This window comes from Pulveribacter sp. (assembly GCF_032079985.1).
In the GTDB taxonomy this organism is placed as follows: domain Bacteria; phylum Pseudomonadota; class Gammaproteobacteria; order Burkholderiales; family Burkholderiaceae_C; genus Melaminivora.
Window position 1 is genome coordinate 923,731 of the sequence record NZ_DAMATK010000002.1, and the last position, 20,331, is coordinate 944,061.

The window sequence follows — 20,331 nt, forward strand, 5'->3', positions numbered from 1 at the left end:
AAAGACTATAAATCCAGTGCGTACCCATCGGTGCTGAACTTTGCAACCGGCACGCGCAAGGCCCGCGGACGCCGCGGATCTGGCTTCGCCAGTCCGCCTGCGTCGTCCCCTGCCCGCAGCGCAACGCGCTGCGAGAGCGGGGGGAAGGCGGCGTAGCCGCTCAGGGGGGTGTCACCATTTTTTCCACGGCGCGCTGTGCCATCACGCCGACCAGATGGGCACGGTAGGCGGCGCTGCCGTGCAGGTCGCCGGACATATGGGCCGCGTCCGTGGCCACGCCAGCGATGGCCTGCGGCGTGAAGCTGCCGGCCAGGGCCTGCTCCATCGCCGAGTGGCGGAACACGCCGTTGCCCCCGCCCGTGACGGCCACGCGCACGCTGCCATCGTCCATCTGCGCCACGAACACGCCGACCAGCGCGAAGCGCGAGGCGCTCTGGCGGAACTTGACGTAGGCGGCGCGCCGCGGGATGGGGAAATGGATGGCGGTGATCAGCTCGCCTTCGTCCAGCGCCGTGGCGAACAGGCCCTGGAAGAAGTCGTCGGCCGCGATCTGCCGCTGCGTGGTGTGCACCGTGGCGCCCAAACCCAGCACGGCGGCGGGATAGTCGGCGGCAGGGTCGTTGTTGGCCACCGAGCCGCCCAGCGTGCCGCGCGCACGCACTTGGCGGTCGCCGATGCCGGCGGCCAGCTGCGCCAGCGCGGGGATGGCCGATTGCACGTCCGCGCTTTCAGCCACCTGGTGGTGGCGCGTCATGGCGCCTATGGCCACGGCGTTGCCCTCGCGGCGGATGCCGGCCAGGTCGGCCACGCCGGCCAGGTCGATGACCTGCTCCGGCGCCGCCAGACGCAGCCGCATGGAGGGCAGCAGGGTCTGGCCGCCGGCCAGCAGCTGTCCGCCGGCGCGGGCCAGGCTTTGCGCCGCGTCGCGGCTGGTCGGGCGTTCATAGGTGAAGTCGTACATGTGTGCGTTCTCCCGTTCGGTCGGTCAGGCCTGGGCGGCCAGGATGGCCTGCCAGACGCGGTGCGGCGTGGCGGGCATGTCCAGGTCGCGCACGCCCAGGTCCATGAGCGCATCCAGCACGGCGTTCATGACGGCCGGCGGCGAGCCGATGGCCCCGGCCTCGCCGCAGCCCTTGCTGCCGATGGGGTTGTGCGTGCAGGGCGTGCACACGTGGCCCAGCGTGAACTGCGGGAAGTCGGACGCACGCGGCATGGTGTAGTCCATGTAGCTGCCGGTGAGCAGCTGGCCGGACTCCGGGTCGTACACGCCGTGCTCCATGAGCGCCTGGCCGATGCCCTGCACCAGCCCGCCGTGCACCTGGCCCTCGACGATCATCGGGTTGACGATGACGCCGAAGTCGTCCACGGCCGTGAAGCGGTCCACGCGCACCACGCCGGTCTGCGGGTCCACCTCCACCTCGCAGATGTAGGTGCCTGCCGGGTAGGTGAAGTTGGTGGGGTCGTAGAAGGCGGTCTCGTTCAGGCCGGGCTCGAGCTTGTCCAGCGGGTAGTTGTGCGGCACGTAGGCAGTGAGCGCCACCTGGGCGAAGGGCACCTTCTTGTCGGTGCCCTTGACCGTGAACTCGCCATTGGCGAACTCGATGTCCGCCTCGCCGGCTTCCATCAGGTGCGCCGCGATCTTCTTGGCCTTCGCCTCGATCTTGTCCAGCGCCTTCATGATGGCCGTGCCGCCCACCGACAGCGAGCGGCTGCCGTAGGTGCCCATGCCGAAGGGGACGCGGCCGGTGTCGCCGTGCACGATGTCCACCTGGGACGGGTCCAGCCCCAGGCGCGCGGCCACCAGCTGGGCAAAGGTGGTCTCGTGCCCCTGGCCGTGGCTGTGCGAGCCGGTGAACACCGTCACGCTGCCGGTGGGGTGCACACGCACTTCCCCAGCCTCGAACAGGCCGGCGCGCGCCCCCAGTGCCCCGGCGATGTTGGACGGCGCCAGGCCGCAGGCCTCGATGTAGCTGCTGTAGCCGATGCCGCGCCTCAAACCCTTGGCCTCACTGGCCTTCCTGCGCTCGTCGAAGCCGGCCACGTCGGCCAGCTGCTGCGCCTTGTCCATGCAGGCGTGGTAGTCGCCGGTGTCGTACTGCAGCGCCACCGGCGTCTGGTAGGGAAACTCGGTAATGAAGTTGCGCTTGCGGATCTCGTCCTGCGACAGGCCCAGCTCCCACGCGCAGCGGGTGACCAGGCGTTCGACCACATAGGTCGCCTCCGGCCGGCCGGCGCCGCGGTAGGCATCGACCGGCGCCGTGCTGGTGAACCAGCCGTCAACCTCCACGTAGATCTGCGGCGCGGTGTACTGCCCTGCCAGCAGCGTGCCATACAGGATGGTGGGCACACAGGAAGCGAAGGTGGACAGGTAGGCGCCCAGGTTGGCGTCGGTGTGCACCCGCATGGCCAGGAACTTGCCGTTCGCATCCATCGCCATCTCAGCGTGGGTGACGTGGTCGCGCCCGTGCGCATCGGACAAGAAGGCCTCGCTGCGCTCGGCCGTCCAGCGCACGGGGCAGCCCAGCTGGCGCGCGGCCCAGGTCAGGGCCACCTCTTCGGCGTACAGAAAGATCTTGGAGCCGAAGCCGCCGCCCACGTCCGGCGCGATGACGCGCACCTTGTGCTCGGGCAGCTGCAGCACGAAGGCCGTCATCAGGAGGCGCGCCACATGCGGGTTCTGGCTGGTGGTGTAGAGCACGTACTCGTCGGTGGCGCGGTTGTAGCTGGCGTTGGCCGCGCGCGGCTCGATGGCGTTGGGGATCAGCCGGTTGTTCACCAGGTCGATCCTGGTCACGTGCGCGGCGCCGGCAAAGGCGGCGTCCACCGCGCCCTTGTCGCCCAGCGTCCACTTGTAGCAGTGGTTGTCCGGCGCCTCCTGGTGCAGCGCAGGGCCGTCCTTGGCACGGCGCATGTCGATGACGGGGGCCAGCACCTCATAGTCCACCTCCACCGCCTCGGCGGCGTCCTTGGCCTGCTGCAGCGTGTCGGCCACCACCATGGCCACGTGGTCGCCCACGTAGCGCACCTTGTCGATGGCCAGCACCGGGTGCAGGGGCTCCTTCATGGGCGAGCCGTCGGGGTTGCTGATCAGCCAGCCGCAGGGCAGGCCGCCCATCTTTCCCTCCAGGTCGCGGCCCGTGAAGACGCGCGCCACGCCCGGCATGGCCGCGGCGGCGGCGGTGTCCACGCTGCGGATGACGGCGTGCGCGTGCGGCGAGCGCACGAACACCGCCACCTTCTGGTGGGGCTGCAGGATGTCGTCGGTGTAGTTGCCCACGCCGGTCAGAAAGCGCGCGTCTTCCTTGCGCTTCAGGGATTCGCCGATATGCGGCAGCTTGGCAAAGTCGCTGGCACCCATGGTGTGGCTCCTGGTGGCGCACGCCTTCAGGCGGCGGTGGTTTGCTGCTGCTGCGCTGTCTGCACGGCGCGCACGATGTTCTGGTAGCCGGTGCAGCGGCACAGGTTGCCGTCCAGCTGCTCGCGGATCTCGGCCTCGCCGGCCTGCGGGTGGCGCTCCAGCAGGTCCACCGTGCTCAGCACCATGCCGGGCGTGCAAAAGCCGCACTGCAGGCCGTGGCACTCCTTGAAGGCCGCCTGCACCGGGTGCAGCGTGCCGTCCTCCTGGGCCAGGCCTTCAATGGTGGTGATCTCGCAGCCCTGCATCTGCAGCGCCAGTGCGTTGCACGACTTGATGGCGCGGCCGTTGGCCAGCACCGTGCAGGCGCCGCACTGGGCGGTGTCGCAGCCCACGTGCGTACCCGTCAGGCGCAGCTGCTCGCGCAGCAGCTGCACCAGCAGCATGTTGGGCGGCACGTCCACGCTGACGGGCTGTCCGTTGACCTTGAGCTCCAGCTTCATCGCACGTTTCTCCTTGTCGTTGGTCGCAAACGGTGGGGTTTGCGTTGCATTCTTGAGACAGGGAGCGCACGAACATAGCTAGGTAAAACCCTCGGCAACGACCTTCCGGGTCAGGCCGCAGCCAGCCGCACGGCGCCGCGCGTGGCGCGCAGGCCCATCCACTGCAGGTCGGCCAGCAGCACGACCACCACGGCCTGCAGCGCCAGCCAGACCACGCCCCAGCGCGTCAGCGCCAGCCAGCCGCCAGTGGCAAGGGCCACGCAGCCGACCGCCCAGGCCAGGTTGCCCAGCGCCACCAGGCCGATCAGGGTGCGGTGCGCGCCCTGCCCGCGTGCCAGCCACGCCGCCACCAGGGCATAGGCCAGCAAGAACACGCCCGTGCCGCTGAGCAGGGCCTGCGGCAGGCCGGTCAGCGCGGCCAGCGGCCCGGCGGCGGCCAGCTGCAGGGCGCCCGTGGCGGCGCAGGAGGCGGCATCGAGCGCCATTACGCGAGGCAGGAAACGGGGAGAAGCGAAGAGGGACGAGGTCATGAAAAAACTCCTGTAGCCAAGGCCAATGCCGCCAGCCCTGTGCCAGCGGCTGGCCCCCATGATTGGGGCGCGGGTGCGCGCCGTCGATAACCCCGCAGGTCATTGCCGCCCTGCCCGGCCGGACCCTAGGATGCGTCGCATGACCGCCAGCCCTGCCCTCGCGCCCCCGCCCGCGCCGCCCGGCGCTCAGGCGCCTTTCGGCGCCCATCTGCGCCACTGGCGCAGCCACCGCCGCCTGAGCCAGCAGGACCTGGCGCTGCAGGCCGATGTCTCCACGCGCCACCTGAGCTATGTGGAGACCGGCCGCTCCCAGCCCAGCCGCGAGATGGTGCTGCGCCTGGCCGAGCGGCTGGACGTGCCGCTGCGCGAGCGCAATGCGCTGCTGGTGGCCGCCGGCTTCGCGCCGCTGTACCGCGCCCGCGCGCTCGACCACCCCGACCTGGCCGCCGCGCGCCAGGCCGTGGAGCAGGTGCTGCACGCCCATGAGCCCAACCCGGCCCTGGCCGTGGACCGCCACTGGCACCTGGTGGCGGCCAACGCCGCCGTGGCGCCGCTGCTGGCCGGCGTGGCGCCCCATCTGCTGGAGCCGCCCGTCAACGTGCTGCGCCTGAGCCTGCACCCCCAGGGCCTGGGCCGGCGCGTGGCCAATGCCGCGCAGTGGCGCGGCCACCTGCTGCACCGGCTGCAGCAGCAGTTCGCCGCCACGGCCGACGCGCAGCTGCAGGCGCTGCACGACGAGATCGCGGCCTACCCGCTCGCGCTCGCGGACGCCGGGCAGGGCCGCAGCGAACCGGCGCTGGCGGCTGGGGCCATCGCCATGCCGCTGCAGCTGCGCACCGATGAGGGGCTGCTGAACCTGATCAGCACCGTGACCCTGTTCGGCACGCCGGTGGACGTGACGCTGCAGGAGCTGGCCATCGAATCCTTCTTCCCCGCCGACGAGGCCACCCGGCAGGCGCTGCGGCGGCTGTGCGAGCGCGTGCAGCAATAGGCATCAAAAACGCCTCCAGCGCCCGCCAATCAAGCGCGAACAGCTATTGAAATAACAGCAAAAAAGAACAACCCCGCCGAACTCGCGTCCGGCGGGGTTGTGCCTTGGCGGGCGCCTGGCGCCCGCGCGCGTCAGCAGGCCATCAGGCCGTGGCGACGCCCCGGGCGACTTCCGCGTATTCCTCGATCTGGTCGAAGTTCATGTAGCGGTAGACGCTGGCCTTGTCGGCGTCGATCACGCCCATCTCGGCCAGGTACTCCTCCTTGGTGGGCAGCTTGCCCAGGCGCGAGGCGATGGCGGCCAGCTCGGCCGAGCCCAGGAACACGTTGGTGTTCTTGCCCAGGCGGTTGGGGAAGTTGCGGGTCGAGGTGGAGATCACCGTCGCGCCTTCGCGCACCTGCGCCTGGTTGCCCATGCACAACGAGCAGCCGGGCATTTCGGTGCGTGCGCCGGCCGTGCCGAAAGCGGCGTAGTGGCCTTCCTTGATCAGCTCGCTCTGGTCCATCTTGGTGGGCGGCGCGACCCACAGCTTGACGGGGATGTCGCGCTGGCCGCCCAGCAGCTTGGCGGCTGCGCGGAAGTGGCCGATATTGGTCATGCACGAGCCGATGAAGGCCTCGTCGATCGGGGTGCCGGCCACTTCGGACAGGAACTTGGCGTCGTCCGGGTCATTGGGGCAGCAGACGATGGGCTCCTTGATGTCCGCCAGGTCGATCTCGATCACGGCGGCGTATTCGGCGTCCTTATCGGCTTCGAGCAGCTCGGGCTTGGCCAGCCAGGCTTCGACCTTCTCGATGCGGCGCTGCAGCGTTTTCGCATCCTCATAGCCGTCGGCGATCATGTTCTTCATCAGCACGACGTTGGAGGTCAGGTACTCCTTGACCGGCTCGGGGTTGAGCTTGATCGTGCAGCCGGCGGCCGAGCGCTCGGCCGAGGCGTCGGACAGCTCGAAGGCCTGCTCCACCTTCAGGTCCGGCAGGCCCTCGATCTCGAGGATCTTGCCCGAGAAGATGTTCTTCTTGCCGGCCTTGGCCACGGTCAGCAGGCCGGCCTTGATGGCGTACAGCGGAATCGCGTGCACCAGGTCGCGCAGCGTCACGCCGGGCTGCATTTCGCCCTTGAAGCGCACCAGCACGGACTCGGGCATGTCCAGCGGCATCACGCCCGTGGCGGCGCCGAAGGCCACCAGACCGGAGCCGGCGGGGAAGCTGATGCCGATGGGGAAACGCGTGTGCGAGTCACCGCCCGTGCCCACGGTGTCGGGCAGCAGCAGGCGGTTCAGCCAGCTGTGGATCACGCCGTCGCCCGGGCGCAGGGCCACGCCGCCGCGGTTGCTGATGAACTGGGGCAGCTCGCGGTGCGTCTTCACGTCCACGGGTTTGGGATAGGCGGCCGTGTGGCAGAAGGACTGCATCACCATGTCGGCCGAGAAGCCCAGGCAGGCCAGGTCCTTCAGCTCGTCGCGCGTCATGGGGCCGGTGGTGTCCTGGCTGCCCACGGTGGTCATGCGCGGCTCGCAGTAGGTGCCGGGGCGCACCCCCTGGCCTTCCGGCAGGCCGACGGCGCGGCCGACCATCTTCTGCGCCAAGGTGAAGCCGGCCTTGGATTCGGCAGGCGCCTGGGGCAGGCGGAAGGCGGTCGACGCGGGCAGGCCCAGGGCCTCGCGCGCCTTGGCCGTGAGCGAGCGGCCGATGATCAGGTTGATGCGACCGCCGGCGCGCACTTCGTCCAGCAGCACGTCGCTCTTGAGCGCGAACTCGGCCACGGTCTCGCCGTTCTTGACGATCTTGCCGTCGTAGGGCAGCACGTCGATGACGTCACCCATTTCCAGCTTGGACACGTCCACTTCGATGGGCAGCGCGCCGGAGTCTTCCTGCGTGTTGAAGAAGATCGGGGCGATCTTGCCGCCCAGCGTGACGCCACCGAAGCGCTTGTTCGGCACGAAGGGAATGTCCTGGCCGGTGGCCCAGATCACGCTGTTGGTGGCCGACTTGCGGCTGGAGCCGGTGCCCACCACGTCGCCCACATAGGCCACCAGGTGGCCCTTGGCCTTCAGGTCCTCGATGAACTGCATGGGGCCGCGCTTGCCGTCTTCCTCGGGCTTGAAGGCCGCGTCGGGGCGGGTGTTCTTCAGCATCGCCAGGTAGTGCAGCGGGATGTCGGGACGGCTCCAGGCGTCGGGCGCGGGCGACAGGTCGTCGGTGTTGGTCTCGCCGGGCACCTTGAACACGGTGACGGTGATCTTCTTTTCGACCTCGGGGCGGCTGGTGAACCACTCGGCATCGGCCCAGCTTTGCATCACCTCGCGGGCCTTGGCATTGCCGGCCTTGGCTTTGGCGGCCACGTCGTTGAAGAAGTCGAACATCAGCAGCGTCTTCTTCAGCGCCTCCGCCGCCACGCCGGCCACTTCGGCGTCGTCCAGCAGCTCGATCAGCGGGTGCACGTTGTAGCCGCCGACCATGGTGCCCAGCAGCTCGGTGGCCTTGGCGCGCGAGATCAGGGCGACCTTGACATCGCCATGGGCCACGGCAGCCAGGAAAGAGGCCTTGACCTTGGCGGCGTCGTCCACGCCTGGCGGCACACGGTGCGTCAGCAGGTCGAGCAGGAAAGCGTCCTCGCCCTGCGCTTCGGGGCTTTGCGGGTTCTTGATCAGCTCGATCAGCTCGGCCGTCTGCTTGGCGTCGAGCGGCAGCGGGGGGATGCCCAGTGCGGCGCGCTCTGCCACGTGGTCGCGGTAGGCTTTCAACATGTCTTCGTTCTCCGGAGGATGGTGGACAGGGTTTTCGTTCAAGGTGGGGGTGACCGGGCGCAAGCCAAGCTGGCGCGCCGCCGCTGTGCGCGGCGCGCCAGCCGGGACTGCTGCCCGGTCAGGGTCGGGATGGGTGGCCGGTCAGCGGCTGCCTGCGGGGGTGTCGATCAGGCTGGGCGGTGGGTTCTTCTTGAAGCCTTCGGCCACGTCGAACTGCTGCGGGCTCATGCATTCGTCGGCCAGACGCTGGCCGAGCTTCTGGTTCATGAGCATGGACTTGTTGGCGATCTGCAGCCAGACGGCACCGGCGCGCACGTCCTCCAGGCGCACGGCGCCGGTGGAGGTGGCCACGGGCGTCATGCGGTACTTGAAGCCTTTGCCCTCGATGTTGAAGTGGCCCGGCGCCTGGGCGTCGGCCTCGATGTTCACGAAGGCGCCCAGTTCGCAGGGAATGCGGCCCGTGTGCACGCGCTCGGCGATGGCCAGTTCTTCGGGTGTGAGGGCAGCCTCGGCCGCGGCCAGCCCCGATGCCACCTGCTTGGCACCGTTGTGCAGCTGCTGGCGGCTGCTGGGCGGTGCGGCCTTGGCCACAGCGGCTGACTTTGCGGCCGGCTTGGCGGCGGGTTTGGCCGCAGGCTTGGCGGCGGCGGGCTTGGGCGCGCTGGCCTTCTTGGCCTCGGGCTTGGCCGCTGCGGGCTTGGCGGGGGCCGCGGTCTGCGACCAGGCCCAGGCGGGCGCCAGCAGTACGAGGGCGGAAGCGATCAGGGTCTTCATGGTGATTCCTGCGGCAAAACGGTGGTAGGCGGCGATCCGGCCGATCAATGCGGGGCCGACATTGTCGCCGCCCTGGAAAACCAGGCCCGGGCCGCGTCGGGTAGCGGCTGGCCGGTGTGGTGCGCACGCTCCAGTACCTGCCAAAAATAGCGGTAGCTGGCGCGGTCGTGCAGTACGCCCTCGTCCCCGATAGGGGCCCAGTCGGCGGCGACGGCAGCGGCGATGATGCGCGCGGCACGATCCACCTCTTGCTGCTGCGGCGCAAAGGCCGCGAGGATGGGACGGATTTGCGCCGGGTGGATGCTCCACATGCGCGTGTAGCCGAACTCGCGCGCGGCGCGGCCGGCGGCGGCCTGCATGGCGGCCATGTCGCTGAACTCGGTGACTACGCAATGCGCAGGCACCTTGCCGTGGGCATGGCAGGCGGCGGCAATCTCCAGCTTGGCACGCACCACCAGCGGGTGCTCGAACTGCCCCTGGGAGGACATGCCGGCAGCAGGAATGGCTCCGCCGTGCGCGGAGACGAAGTCCATCAGACCGAAGCTCAGGCTCTGGATGCGCGGGTGGGCGGCGATCTCGAAAGCCCGGTGCACGGCCGCGGGCGACTCGATCAGCGCGTGCAGCGGCAGGCTGGTCGCGCCGGCGGCCTGCAGCGCCCGCTCGGCGCGCAGCACGTCGTCCACCGATTCCACCTTGGGCAGCATGACGTGGCACAGCCGGTCGCCGGCCTGGCCGGCAATGATGTCGATGTCGGCGGCAAACGCCGGGTGGTCCACGGTGTGCACGCGAGCGGCCACGCGCGTGCCGGGCGCGGCTTCACGGGCCAGACGTGCCACCAGCTCGGCGTGCTCCCGCTCCTGGCCGACGGGAGCGCCGTCCTCGCAGTCCAGCGTCACGTCGAATACGCAGTGGCCGAACTCGCGCGCCATGTCCTGCTGCAGCTGCAGGCTCTTGCGCATGCGCGGCTCCACGCCGCTGTAGTGGTCGCACACTGGCAAGCTGCCCGCGGCGGCCTGCGCGCCCAGCAGGACCTGAGCCGGGTGGGCGGCGGTTTCGTTCTTATTCATGGCTGGCGCTGGGCGACGATGAACAGGCGAGGAAAGGCCAACAGGCGCCTGCCGTCGGCACGCGGGCCGTAGGCGGCGCCCACGCGGCGCTCATATTCGGCGATGAACTGCGGGCGCAGGGCCTCGGGCAGTGCCTCCACGAACGGCTTGAGGCCGGTCGCGCTCAGCCACAGGGTGATGGCGGCCGGCGACTCCATGACGTGCTGATACACGGTGTGCCAGACGTCGATGGCTGCCACCTGCAGGCCGGGCGCCGCCAGCAGGTCGTAGTAGGCCTGCGGCGCCAGGATGGGGGCGCGCACGCCGGCAGCATCGCCGAGGTGTGGTGCGAACTGGGGCAGGCCGGCCACCTCGCGCATCAGGCGGTGCGAGGGCTCTTGCAGGTTGTCCGGCATCTGGATGGCCAGCACGCCTCCCGGCGCCAGGGCCGCAAACAGCCTGGGAATCAACTGCTGGTGCTGGCCGACCCACTGCAGCGAGGCATTGGCGTAGATCAGGTCGTACGCAGGCTGCCCGGCGGGCGGGCTCCAGCTGGCGATGTCGGCGTGCGCGAAGGTGGCGCCGGGCAGGCGCTGGCGGGCGGCATCCAGCATGCCGGGCGAATGGTCTACGCCATGCACCTGCGCTCCCGCGAAGCGCTGCACCAGCAGCTCGGTGGAATTGCCCGGCCCGCAGCCCAGGTCCACCACATGGCGGGCCTGTGCCAGCGGCACGCGCGCCAGCAACTCGGCTGCGGGGCGCGTGCGCTCATCGGCGAAGCGCAGATACAGCGCCGGGTTCCAGTCCTGCATGGCCAGCTGTTGCTGTTGCGCTGGCTTACAGCAGGTGCTTGACGCCGTCCTGCTCGCCTTGCAGCTCGGCCAGGGTCTTGTCGATGCACTCCTGCGAGAAGGCGTCGATCTCCAGGCCTTCCACGATCTTGTATTCGCCGTTTTCCGTGGTCACGGGGAAGCCGAAGACGATGCCGGCAGGGATGCCGTATTCACCATTGGAAGGCACGCCCATGGTGACCCACTCGCCCTGGGTGCCCAGCGCCCAGTCGCGCATGTGGTCGATGGCGGCGTTGGCGGCGGATGCTGCCGACGACAGGCCGCGGGCGGCGATGATGGCGGCGCCGCGCTTGCCCACGGTGGGCAGGAACACGTCCTTGTTCCAGGCCTGGTCGTTGATCATGTCCTTCACGGACTTGCCGTCGACGGTGGCGAAGCGGTAGTCGGCGTACATCGTGGGCGAATGGTTGCCCCACACGGTCAGCTTGCGGATGTCGCCAACCTTGAAGCCGGCCTTGGCGGCCAGCTGCGAGGCAGCGCGGTTGTGGTCCAGGCGCAGCATGGCGGTGAAGTTCTTGGCCGGCAGGTCAGGGGCCGACTTCATGGCGATGTAGGCGTTGGTGTTGGCGGGGTTGCCCACCACCAGCACCTTGACGTTGCGCGAAGCCACGGCGTTCAGGGCCTTGCCCTGGGCCGTGAAGATCTGGGCGTTGGCGGCCAGCAGGTCGGCGCGCTCCATGCCGGGGCCACGCGGACGGGCGCCGACGAGCAGGGCGTAGTCGGTGTCCTTGAAGGCCTGCATGGGGTCGCTGTGGGCCTCGATGCCGGCCAGCAGGGGGAAGGCGCAGTCTTCCAGTTCCATGATCACGCCCTTGAGCGCGTTCTGGGCCTTCTCATCCGGAATCTCGAGCAGTTGCAGGATGACGGGCTGGTCCTTGCCCAGCATTTCGCCGGAAGCGATACGGAACAGCAGGGCGTAACCGATCTGGCCGGCTGCACCGGTAACTGCAACGCGGACGGGTTTCTTGCTCATGGGAAAAACTCCAGATGACAGACAGGGATGGGTGTGGTGCAAGGCAGCACCAGCGCCGGTCATCAGCAGCCTCGTGCCCCGCAAACAGCCAGCGATTTTACTGCCGAATCCGGCGCCCGGTCAATTTGTCTTATGTCTTATATAAGATTATGATGCCCCGTCCGCGCCGCGGTGCACGACACGTTTCCAGCCTTCCCCCACCCCCGCGACGATCGCCCCGCCCCCGCCGCAACCGATGTCCTCCATCCCCCCCTCCGCCGACGGCACCCCTGCCGCGGGCGTCACCTTGACACCGGCCTTCAGCCCTCTGTATCAGCAGATCAAGGGCCTGATCCTGCACAGCCTGCAGCATGGCGAATGGAAGCCCGGCGAAGCGATTCCCAGCGAGACCGAACTGGCAGCGCGCTTTCGCGTCAGCCAGGGCACGGTGAGAAAGGCCATCGACGAGCTGGCCGCCGAGAACCTGGTCATGCGCCGGCAGGGCAAGGGCACCTTCGTGGCCACCCATGCCGAGCGGCAGGTGCAATACCGCTTCCTCAAGCTGCAGCCCGACAACGGCGACGTGCGCGAAGAGGCCCCCGCCGAGCGCACCGTCGTGGAATGCCGGCGCGTGCGCGCCAGCGCCGAAGTGGCGCGCGCCCTGGCGTTGCGCACGGGCGATGCGGTGATGCAGGCCCGGCGCGTACTGTCGTTTTCCGGCGTGCCGACCATCCTGGAAGACATCTGGCTGCCCGGCCAGGCCTTCAAGGGCCTCACGGCCGAACAGATGGCTGGCTACCAAGGCCCCACCTACGCCATGTTCGAGCTTGATTTCGGCGTGCGCATGGTGCGCGCCGAAGAAAAACTACGCGCCGTGCTGCCCGACCCAGCGCAGGCGCAATGGCTGGCGGTAGACACATCCACACCGCTGCTGAGCGTGGAGCGGCTGGCCTACACCTACAACGACATTCCCATGGAGCTGCGGCGCGGCCTGTATCGCACCGACACCCATCACTATCACAACGAGCTGAGCTAATCCACCCGCATTTGCGGCATTGCGTACGCAGTCGCCGCAGCCCGGGGCTGCAGCATTGCAATAGAATTTTGGGCTGTCCGCCTGCGCCCGATTACAAAGCAGTTACATCCACGAAAGCACCCGCCATGACAGAGCTTGCCAAGAAGCGTCCCGAATTCCGCAACATCAACATCTTCCACGACGTGCGCACGTACCGCATGCCGCTGGCGGCGCTGGTGTCCATCCTGCACCGCATCAGCGGCATGATCATGTTCATCCTGCTGCCGTTCGTGATCTGGATGTTCGACACGTCGGTGTCCTCGGAATTCTCTTTCGCGCGCTTCACTTCGGCGTTCGCGGCGGGCGTGGGCTTCGTGCCCGGCTGGCTCGTCAAGCTGGTGGCGCTGGCCCTCATCTGGGCCTACCTGCACCACCTGATCGCCGGCCTGCGCCACGTGTGGATGGACGTCAGCCACTCGGCGGTGAACAAGGACTTCGGCCGCCAGTCGGCCGCCTTCACGCTGGTCGTGAGCATTGCCCTGACCCTGGTGCTGGGCGCCAAGCTCTTCGGCCTGTACTGAGCGGCCGACGCGCCACCTGCAACCCCTTTTTTGAAGAACAACGAGGAAACCCCATGGCTGTGACCTATGGCTCCAAGCGCAACGTCGTCGGTGCCCACTACGGCGTGCGCGACTGGATCGTGCAGCGCGCCACCGCTGTCATCATCACCCTGTTCACGCTGGCGCTGCTGGCGCAGGTGATCTTCTCTCACGGGCCCATTGGCTACGACACCTGGGCCGGCATCTTCAGCCGCCAGTGGATGAAAGTGCTGACCTTCGCGGTCATCGTCTCGCTCGCCTGGCACGCCTGGGTGGGCGTGCGCAACGTCTGGATGGACTACGTCAAGCCCGCCGGCATCCGCGTCACGCTTCATGTGCTGACCGCTGCCTGGCTGGTGGCCTGCGCCGGCTGGGGCGCGCAAGTGCTGTGGCGTCTGTGATCCCCTGGAAAGAAAGAAAACAATGAGCTACTCCAAAGCCAACATCACCAAGCGCAAGTTTGACGTCGTCATCGTGGGAGCCGGCGGCTCCGGCATGCGCGCCTCGCTGGAGCTGTCGCGCGCCGGCCTGAACGTGGCCTGCCTCTCCAAGGTCTTTCCCACCCGCTCGCACACCGTGGCTGCGCAGGGCGGCGTCTCTGCGTCGCTGGGCAACATGAGCGAGGACAACTGGCACTACCACTTCTACGACACCATCAAGGGTGGCGACTGGCTGAGCGACCAGGACGCCGTGGAATTCATGTGCCGCGAGGCGCCCAACGTGGTGATCGAGCTGGAGCACTTCGGCATGCCGTTCGACCGCAACCCCGACGGCACCATCTACCAGCGTCCCTTCGGCGGCCATACCGCCAACTACGGCGAGAAGCCCGTGCAGCGTGCCTGCGCCGCGGCCGACCGCACCGGCCACGCCATGCTGCACACGCTGTACCAGCAGAACGTGGCTTCGCGCACCAACTTCTTCGTGGAGTGGATGGCACTGGACCTGATCCGCAACAGCCAGGGCGACGTGGTCGGCGTGACAGCCATCGAACTGGAAACCGGCGACCTGTACGAGCTGCACGCCAAGGCCGTGCTGCTGGCTACCGGCGGCGCGGGCCGCATTTTCGCGGCCTCCACCAACGCCTTCATCAACACCGGCGACGGCCTCGGCATGGCCGCGCGCGCCGGCATCCCGTTGCAGGACCTGGAGTTCTGGCAGTTCCACCCCACCGGCGTGGCCGGCGCGGGCGTGCTGCTGACCGAGGGCTGCCGCGGCGAGGGCGCTATTTTGCTCAACAGCGAAGGCGAGCGCTTCATGGAGCGCTATGCCCCCACCTTGAAGGATCTGGCGCCGCGCGACTTCGTGTCCCGCTCCATGGATCAGGAAATCAAGGAAGGCCGTGGCTGCGGTCCCAACAAGGATTACATCCTGATGAAGCTGGACCACCTGGGCGCCGACACCATCCGCAAGCGCCTGCCCTCGGTGGAAGAGATCGGCCACAACTTCGCCAACGTGGACATCACCAAGGAGCCTATTCCCGTGGTGCCCACCATCCACTACCAGATGGGCGGCATCCCGACCAACATCCACGGCCAGGTCGTGACCTGGGACGGCGAGAAGAACAACGTGGTGAACGGCCTGTACGCCGTGGGCGAATGCGCCGCCGTGTCGGTGCACGGCGCCAACCGCCTGGGCACCAACTCGCTGCTGGACCTGCTGGTGTTCGGCAAGTCCGCCGGCAAGCACCTGGTGCAGTTCGTCAGCGGCCATGGCGAGCATCAGCCGGTCCCGGCCGATGCATCCGACCGCACGCTGGCGCGCCTGAACCAGCTGGACGATTCCAAGGAAGGGGTCTACGCGCAGGACATCGCCAATGAGATCCGCCAGACCATGCAGCAGCACGCCGGCGTGTTCCGCACACAAAAGAGCATGGACGAAGGCGTGGTCAAGATCAACGCCATCCGCGAGCGCGTGGCCGCCATCGGCCTGAAGGACAAGTCCAAGGTCTGGAACACTGCCCGCATGGAAGCCCTGGAGGTGGACAACCTGATCGAGGCCGCCCAGGCGACGATGACTTCCGCCGCCGCCCGCCACGAATGCCGCGGCGCCCACACGGTGGACGACTACGAGCACCCGGCCGACCACCCCGACTTCCCCCTGGGGCGCAACGACCGCGACTGGCTCAAGCACACGCTGTGGCACAGCGCGGGCAACAGCCTGACCTACAAGCCGGTCAACATGAAGCCTCTGAGCGTGGAAAGCATCCCGCCCAAGGTCCGCACGTTCTGATTCCGCCGTCGCAGCCCACGAGAGAACACACCATGCAACGCACTTTCAAGATCTACCGCTACGACCCGGACAAGGACGCCAAGCCCTACATGCAGACGCTGCAGGTGGAGCTGGACGGCCATGAGCGCATGCTGCTCGACGCCCTGATCAAGCTCAAGGCGCAGGACCCGTCTCTGTCGTTCCGCCGCTCCTGCCGCGAAGGCGTGTGCGGCTCGGACGCCATGAACATCAACGGCAAGAACGGCCTGGCCTGCCTGACCAACATGAAGACGCTCTCGGGCGACATCGTGCTCAAGCCCCTGCCCGGCCTGCCGGTGATCCGCGACCTGATCGTGGACATGACGCAGTTCTTCAAGCAGTACCACTCCATCAAGCCGTACCTGCAAAACGACGAGCCGGTCTCGCCCTTCAAGGAGCGGCTGCAGTCGCCCGAGGAGCGTGAGGAGCTCAACGGCCTGTACGAGTGCATCCTGTGCGCCAGCTGCTCCACCAGCTGCCCCAGCTTCTGGTGGAACCCGGACAAGTTCGTCGGCCCGGCCGGCCTGCTGCAAGCCTACCGCTTCATCGCCGACAGCCGCGACCAGGCTACCGAGGAGCGCCTGGACAACCTGCAGGATCCCTACCGCCTGTTCCGCTGCTACACCATCATGAACTGCGTGGACGTGTGCCCCAAGCACCTCAATCCCACGCGGGCCATCGGCAAGATCAAGGAACTGATGGCACGCCGTGCCATCTGATCCCCTCGCCGCCATGCAAGAAGAAGAGTCGTCAGCCCTGCTCGGCGAGCGCGAAGCGGCGGTGCTGCGCTGGCGCTGCCGGCGCGGCCTGGTCGAGAACGACCTGTTCATCGAGCGCTTTTTCGCCCGCCACGGCGACCGGCTCACGCTGGGCCAGGCGCGGGCGCTGACGGCGTTGATGGACCTGTCAGACAACGATCTGCTGGACCTGCTCATGGCCCGCAGCGAGCCGACCGGCGACATTGCCACCGACGAGGTGAAGGCCGTGCTCGCGCAGATGCGCGAGCGCTCCGCCTGACCGCACGCCCTCACCTGCACAACCCACCACCATGTCACAGGCCGCGGCGGGCAGCATGCCCGCTTGGCGCGGCTCCACGGTCAACCACCAAAAGGAAACTGGAAATGAAACTCGCAGACAACAAGGCGACGCTCTCGTTCAGCAACGGCAGCCCGAGCGTGGAGCTCCCCGTCTATCAGGGCTCCATCGGCCCGGATGTGGTGGACATCCGCAAGCTGTACGCGCAAACGGGCATGTTCACCTATGACCCGGGCTTCCTGTCCACGGCGTCGTGCCAGTCGTCCATCACCTACATCGACGGCGACAAGGGCGAGCTGCTGTACCGCGGCTACCCCATCGAGCAGCTGGCCACCAAGTGCGACTACCTGGACACCTGCTACCTGCTGCTCAACGGCGAGCTGCCGGGCGAGGCCCAGCGCGACGAGTTCCACCGCCTGGTGACCAAGCACACCATGGTGCACGAGCAGATGCAGTTCTTCCTGCGGGGCTTCCGCCGTGACGCGCACCCCATGGCCGTGCTGACCGGCCTGGTGGGCGCGATGTCGGCCTTCTACCACGACAGCACCGACATCAACAACCCGCAGCACCGCGAGATCGCCGCCATCCGCCTGATCTCCAAGATGCCCACGCTGGTGGCCATGGCCTACAAGTACGGCAAGGGCGAACCGTACATGTATCCGCGCAACGACCTGTCCTACGCGGGCAACTTCCTGCGCATGATGTTCGGCACGCCGTGCGAGACCTACAAGGTCAACCCGGTGATCGAGCGCGCGATGGACCGCATCTTCATCCTGCACGCCGACCACGAGCAGAACGCCTCCACCTCCACCGTGCGCCTGTGCGGCAGCTCGGGCACCAACCCGTTCGCGGCGATCGCGGCCGGCGTGGCCTGCCTGTGGGGCCCCGCCCACGGCGGCGCCAACGAGGCCTGCCTGAACATGCTGGAGCACATCCAGGCCAACGGCGGCGTGGCCAAGGTGGGCGAGTTCATGGAGCAGGTTAAGGACAAGAACAGCGGCGTCAAGCTGATGGGCTTCGGCCACCGCGTGTACAAGAACTACGACCCGCGCGCCAAGCTGATGCAGGAAACCTGCAACGAAGTGCTGGCCGAGCTGGGCCTGGAGAACGACCCCCTGTTCGCTCTGGCCAAGCAGGTCGAGAAGATCGCCCTGGAGGACGACTACTTCGTGCAGCGCAAGCTCTACCCGAACGTGGACTTCTACTCGGGCATCGTGCAGCGCGCCATCGGCATCCCGGTCAACCTGTTCACCGGCATCTTCGCGCTGGCCCGCACCGTGGGCTGGATCGCGCAGCTCAACGAGATGATCAGCGACCCCGAGTACAAGATCGGCCGTCCGCGCCAGCTGTTCGTGGGCTCGCCCCGCCGCGACGTGCCCGACCTGACGCAGCGCTGACCGGACGCACCGGCTTTGCAAGGGCCCCGGCCCTTGCCCCCCGGCCCGCAGGTGGATTGCCTGCGGGCTTTTTCGTTTTCGCAGCCCGTGGCCTACAGTCGGACGCACGGGTTTTCCCTCCAATCCCCCTACATACAACGAAAGGCCCCCCATGAAATCACGCGCCGCCGTCGCCTTTGCTGCCGGGCAACCGCTTGAAATCGTCGAGATCGACGTCGCACCGCCCCAGGCCGGCGAGGTGCTGGTGCGCATCACGCACACCGGCGTGTGCCACACCGACGCCTTCACCCTCTCCGGCGACGACCCGGAAGGGGTCTTTCCCGCCGTGCTGGGCCACGAAGGCGCGGGCATCGTGGTGGAGTGCGGCGAGGGCGTGACCAGCCTCAAACCCGGCGACCACGTCATCCCGCTGTACACCGCCGAATGCGGCGAATGCCTGTTTTGCAAGAGCGGCAAGACCAACCTGTGCGTGGCCGTGCGTGCCACGCAGGGCAAGGGCCTGATGCCCGACGGCACCACGCGCTTCAGCTACAACGGCCAGCCCATCTACCACTACATGGGCTGCTCCACGTTCTCCGAGTACACCGTGGTGGCCGAGGTCTCGCTGGCCAAGGTCAGCCCCGACGCCAACCCTGAGCAGGTCTGCCTGCTGGGCTGTGGCGTGACCACCGGCCTGGGCGCCGTGAAGAACACCGCCAAGGTGCAGCCGGGCGACAGCGTGGCCGTGTTCGGCCTGGGCGGCATCGGCCTGGCCGTGGTGCAGGGCGCAAAAATAGCCGGCGCCGGGCGCATCATCGCCATCGACACCAACCCGGCCAAGTTCGAGCTGGCCCGCACCTTCGGCGCCACCGACTGCGTGAATCCCAAGGACTACGACAAGCCCATCCAGCAGGTCATCGTGGAGATGACCGGCTGGGGCGTGGACCACAGCTTCGAGTGCATCGGCAACGTCAACGTGATGCGCGCGGCGCTGGAGTGCGCGCACCGCGGCTGGGGCCAGAGCGTGATCATCGGCGTGGCCGGCAGCGGGCAGGAGATCAGCACGCGGCCCTTCCAGCTCGTCACGGGGCGCAAGTGGCTGGGCACGGCGTTCGGCGGCGTCAAGGGCCGCAGCGAGCTGCCGGATATGGTCGAGGACGCCATGGCCGGGCGCATCCAGCTGGCGCCCTTCGTCACGCACACCATGCCCCTCACCGGCATCAACGAGGCCTTCGACCTGATGCACAAGGGCGAATCCATCCGCTCGGTGGTGCACTACGTCGACTGAGTCACTATCAAAACAGGAGCTGCCACTGCTTATCCACCCTTGTATTCAATAGGTTTTTATATTGAAACCAAGGTACAGCAAGCGCGAGCAGCTATGAAAAATGGAGCAACCCATGACCGCCACGCTTGAACTGCTCAGCACCCACGCCTGCTTTGGCGGCGAGCAGCGCTTTTACCGCCACGCCTCGGACGCAACCGGCCTGCCCATGCGCGTGTCCATCTACCTGCCGCCCAAGGCCCTGGCCGGCGCGCCCGTGCCGGCCGTGGTCTACCTGGCCGGGCTAACCTGCACCGAGGAGACCTTTCCGACGAAGGCCGCCGCCCAGCGCCTGGCCGCCGAGCTGGGCCTGGCCCTCATCTCGCCCGACACCAGCCCGCGCGGCGCCGATGTACCGGGCGAGGCCGACGCCTGGGACTTCGGCGTGGGCGCCGGCTTCTACCTGGACGCCACGCAAGCCCCCTGGTCCGCCCACTGGCGCATGGAAAGCTGGCTGATGGCCGAGCTACTGCCGGCCGTGGCCGACGAGCTGCCGATCGACGGCACGCGCCTGGGCCTGACCGGCCACAGCATGGGCGGCCACGGCGCGCTGACTCTGGCGCTGCGCCACCCCGGCCGCTTCAAGAGTCTGTCGGCCTTCGCCCCCATCTGCGCGCCCACGCGCTGCCCCTGGGGCGAGAAGGCCTTCACCGGCTACCTGGGCCCCGACCGCGCCGCCTGGGGCGCGCACGATGCGTCCGAACTGATGAGCGGCCAGCAGGCCGCGCCCTACCCGGCCGGCATCCTGGTCGACCAGGGCCTGGACGACAAATTCCTGGCCGAGCAGCTGCACCCGCACCTGCTGGAGGCCGCCTGCCAGGCCGTGGGCCAGCCCCTGACCCTGCGCCGCCACGAGGGCTATGACCACGGCTACTACTTCGTGCAGACCTTTATGGACGACCACCTGCGCCACCACGCGCGCCAGTTGCTGGGCAGCTGAAGGGCGGCCATTTCAGGGTGTTGCGGCCGGCGTACCTTCCGTGC

General features: G+C 68.1%; 19 protein-coding genes. 10 read left to right on the forward strand and 9 right to left on the reverse strand.

Annotated features, from left to right (window positions below; all coding sequences use genetic code 11):
• Positions 1–160: 160 nt before the first annotated feature.
• The 4 genes from RT282_RS10625 to RT282_RS10640 form a co-directional block, all read right to left on the reverse strand.
• Entirely contained in the window at positions 161–961 is an 801-nt protein-coding gene (locus tag RT282_RS10625; protein WP_313313808.1) for a xanthine dehydrogenase family protein subunit M, read from the reverse strand.
• A 24-nt stretch (positions 962–985) separates the two neighbouring features.
• A complete protein-coding gene (locus RT282_RS10630; protein ID WP_313313811.1) occupies positions 986–3,358 on the reverse strand; it encodes a xanthine dehydrogenase family protein molybdopterin-binding subunit in 2,373 nt (790 codons plus the stop codon).
• A gap of 26 nt (positions 3,359–3,384) precedes the next feature.
• The gene (locus RT282_RS10635) at positions 3,385–3,858 is read right to left on the reverse strand and encodes a 2Fe-2S iron-sulfur cluster-binding protein (protein WP_312307371.1); all 474 of its coding nucleotides are present in this window, start codon (positions 3,856–3,858) and stop codon (positions 3,385–3,387) included.
• Between the two features lie 110 nt (positions 3,859–3,968).
• A complete protein-coding gene (locus RT282_RS10640; RefSeq protein ID WP_313313814.1) occupies positions 3,969–4,388 on the reverse strand; it encodes a hypothetical protein in 420 nt (139 codons plus the stop codon).
• Positions 4,389–4,527: 139 nt separating this feature from the next.
• On the opposite strand from RT282_RS10640, the gene RT282_RS10645 reads away from it, so the two are divergent.
• The gene (locus RT282_RS10645) at positions 4,528–5,379 is read left to right on the forward strand and encodes a helix-turn-helix transcriptional regulator (RefSeq protein WP_313313816.1); all 852 of its coding nucleotides are present in this window, start codon (positions 4,528–4,530) and stop codon (positions 5,377–5,379) included.
• A gap of 142 nt (positions 5,380–5,521) precedes the next feature.
• Here RT282_RS10645 and acnB read toward each other — a convergent pair whose 3' ends face one another.
• The 5 genes from acnB to RT282_RS10670 all read right to left on the reverse strand — a co-directional run bounded on the left by acnB (position 5,522) and on the right by RT282_RS10670 (position 11,772).
• The gene (acnB, locus tag RT282_RS10650) at positions 5,522–8,128 is read right to left on the reverse strand and encodes a bifunctional aconitate hydratase 2/2-methylisocitrate dehydratase (RefSeq protein ID WP_313082366.1); all 2,607 of its coding nucleotides are present in this window, start codon (positions 8,126–8,128) and stop codon (positions 5,522–5,524) included.
• A 141-nt stretch (positions 8,129–8,269) separates the two neighbouring features.
• Complete coding sequence (locus RT282_RS10655; protein WP_313313817.1) at positions 8,270–8,902, reverse strand: hypothetical protein; 633 nt, start codon at positions 8,900–8,902, stop codon at positions 8,270–8,272.
• A 44-nt stretch (positions 8,903–8,946) separates the two neighbouring features.
• Positions 8,947–9,969: an aldolase/citrate lyase family protein gene (locus RT282_RS10660; protein ID WP_313313821.1), complete on the reverse strand. Its 1,023-nt coding sequence runs from the start codon at positions 9,967–9,969 to the stop codon at positions 8,947–8,949.
• On the reverse strand, positions 9,966–10,760 hold the full coding sequence (gene tam, locus RT282_RS10665; RefSeq protein ID WP_313313823.1) for a trans-aconitate 2-methyltransferase: 795 nt from the start codon (positions 10,758–10,760) through the stop codon (positions 9,966–9,968). The genes RT282_RS10660 and tam overlap by 4 nt, the downstream gene beginning before the upstream one ends.
• 25 nt (positions 10,761–10,785) lie before the next feature.
• Positions 10,786–11,772 carry a malate dehydrogenase gene (locus RT282_RS10670; RefSeq protein ID WP_312758634.1) on the reverse strand — a complete coding sequence of 329 codons (987 nt, stop codon included), beginning with the start codon at positions 11,770–11,772 and terminating at the stop codon, positions 10,786–10,788.
• 235 nt (positions 11,773–12,007) lie between these two features.
• Between RT282_RS10670 and RT282_RS10675 the strand changes: the two genes are divergently transcribed.
• From RT282_RS10675 to fghA, 9 genes are all read left to right on the forward strand, one after another.
• The gene (locus tag RT282_RS10675; protein WP_312302657.1) at positions 12,008–12,787 is read left to right on the forward strand and encodes a GntR family transcriptional regulator; all 780 of its coding nucleotides are present in this window, start codon (positions 12,008–12,010) and stop codon (positions 12,785–12,787) included.
• Between the two features lie 125 nt (positions 12,788–12,912).
• Complete coding sequence (gene sdhC, locus RT282_RS10680; protein ID WP_312302660.1) at positions 12,913–13,347, forward strand: succinate dehydrogenase, cytochrome b556 subunit; 435 nt, start codon at positions 12,913–12,915, stop codon at positions 13,345–13,347.
• A gap of 53 nt (positions 13,348–13,400) precedes the next feature.
• Positions 13,401–13,766 (forward strand): succinate dehydrogenase, hydrophobic membrane anchor protein, encoded by a 366-nt coding sequence (gene sdhD / locus RT282_RS10685; protein WP_312302663.1) that lies wholly within the window; start codon positions 13,401–13,403, stop codon positions 13,764–13,766.
• A gap of 22 nt (positions 13,767–13,788) precedes the next feature.
• Positions 13,789–15,594, forward strand: a complete 1,806-nt coding sequence (gene sdhA, locus RT282_RS10690; RefSeq protein ID WP_312758636.1) for a succinate dehydrogenase flavoprotein subunit — start codon at positions 13,789–13,791, stop codon at positions 15,592–15,594.
• Between the two features lie 32 nt (positions 15,595–15,626).
• Positions 15,627–16,331 (forward strand): succinate dehydrogenase iron-sulfur subunit, encoded by a 705-nt coding sequence (locus tag RT282_RS10695; protein ID WP_312302671.1) that lies wholly within the window; start codon positions 15,627–15,629, stop codon positions 16,329–16,331.
• A gap of 13 nt (positions 16,332–16,344) precedes the next feature.
• Positions 16,345–16,629 (forward strand): succinate dehydrogenase assembly factor 2, encoded by a 285-nt coding sequence (locus tag RT282_RS10700; RefSeq protein WP_313313827.1) that lies wholly within the window; start codon positions 16,345–16,347, stop codon positions 16,627–16,629.
• Between the two features lie 104 nt (positions 16,630–16,733).
• A complete protein-coding gene (locus tag RT282_RS10705; RefSeq protein ID WP_312302677.1) occupies positions 16,734–18,044 on the forward strand; it encodes a citrate synthase in 1,311 nt (436 codons plus the stop codon).
• A gap of 151 nt (positions 18,045–18,195) precedes the next feature.
• A complete protein-coding gene (locus tag RT282_RS10710; protein WP_313313830.1) occupies positions 18,196–19,311 on the forward strand; it encodes an S-(hydroxymethyl)glutathione dehydrogenase/class III alcohol dehydrogenase in 1,116 nt (371 codons plus the stop codon).
• Between the two features lie 112 nt (positions 19,312–19,423).
• Entirely contained in the window at positions 19,424–20,287 is an 864-nt protein-coding gene (fghA, locus tag RT282_RS10715) for an S-formylglutathione hydrolase (RefSeq protein WP_313313833.1), read from the forward strand.
• Positions 20,288–20,331: the final 44 nt, after the last annotated feature.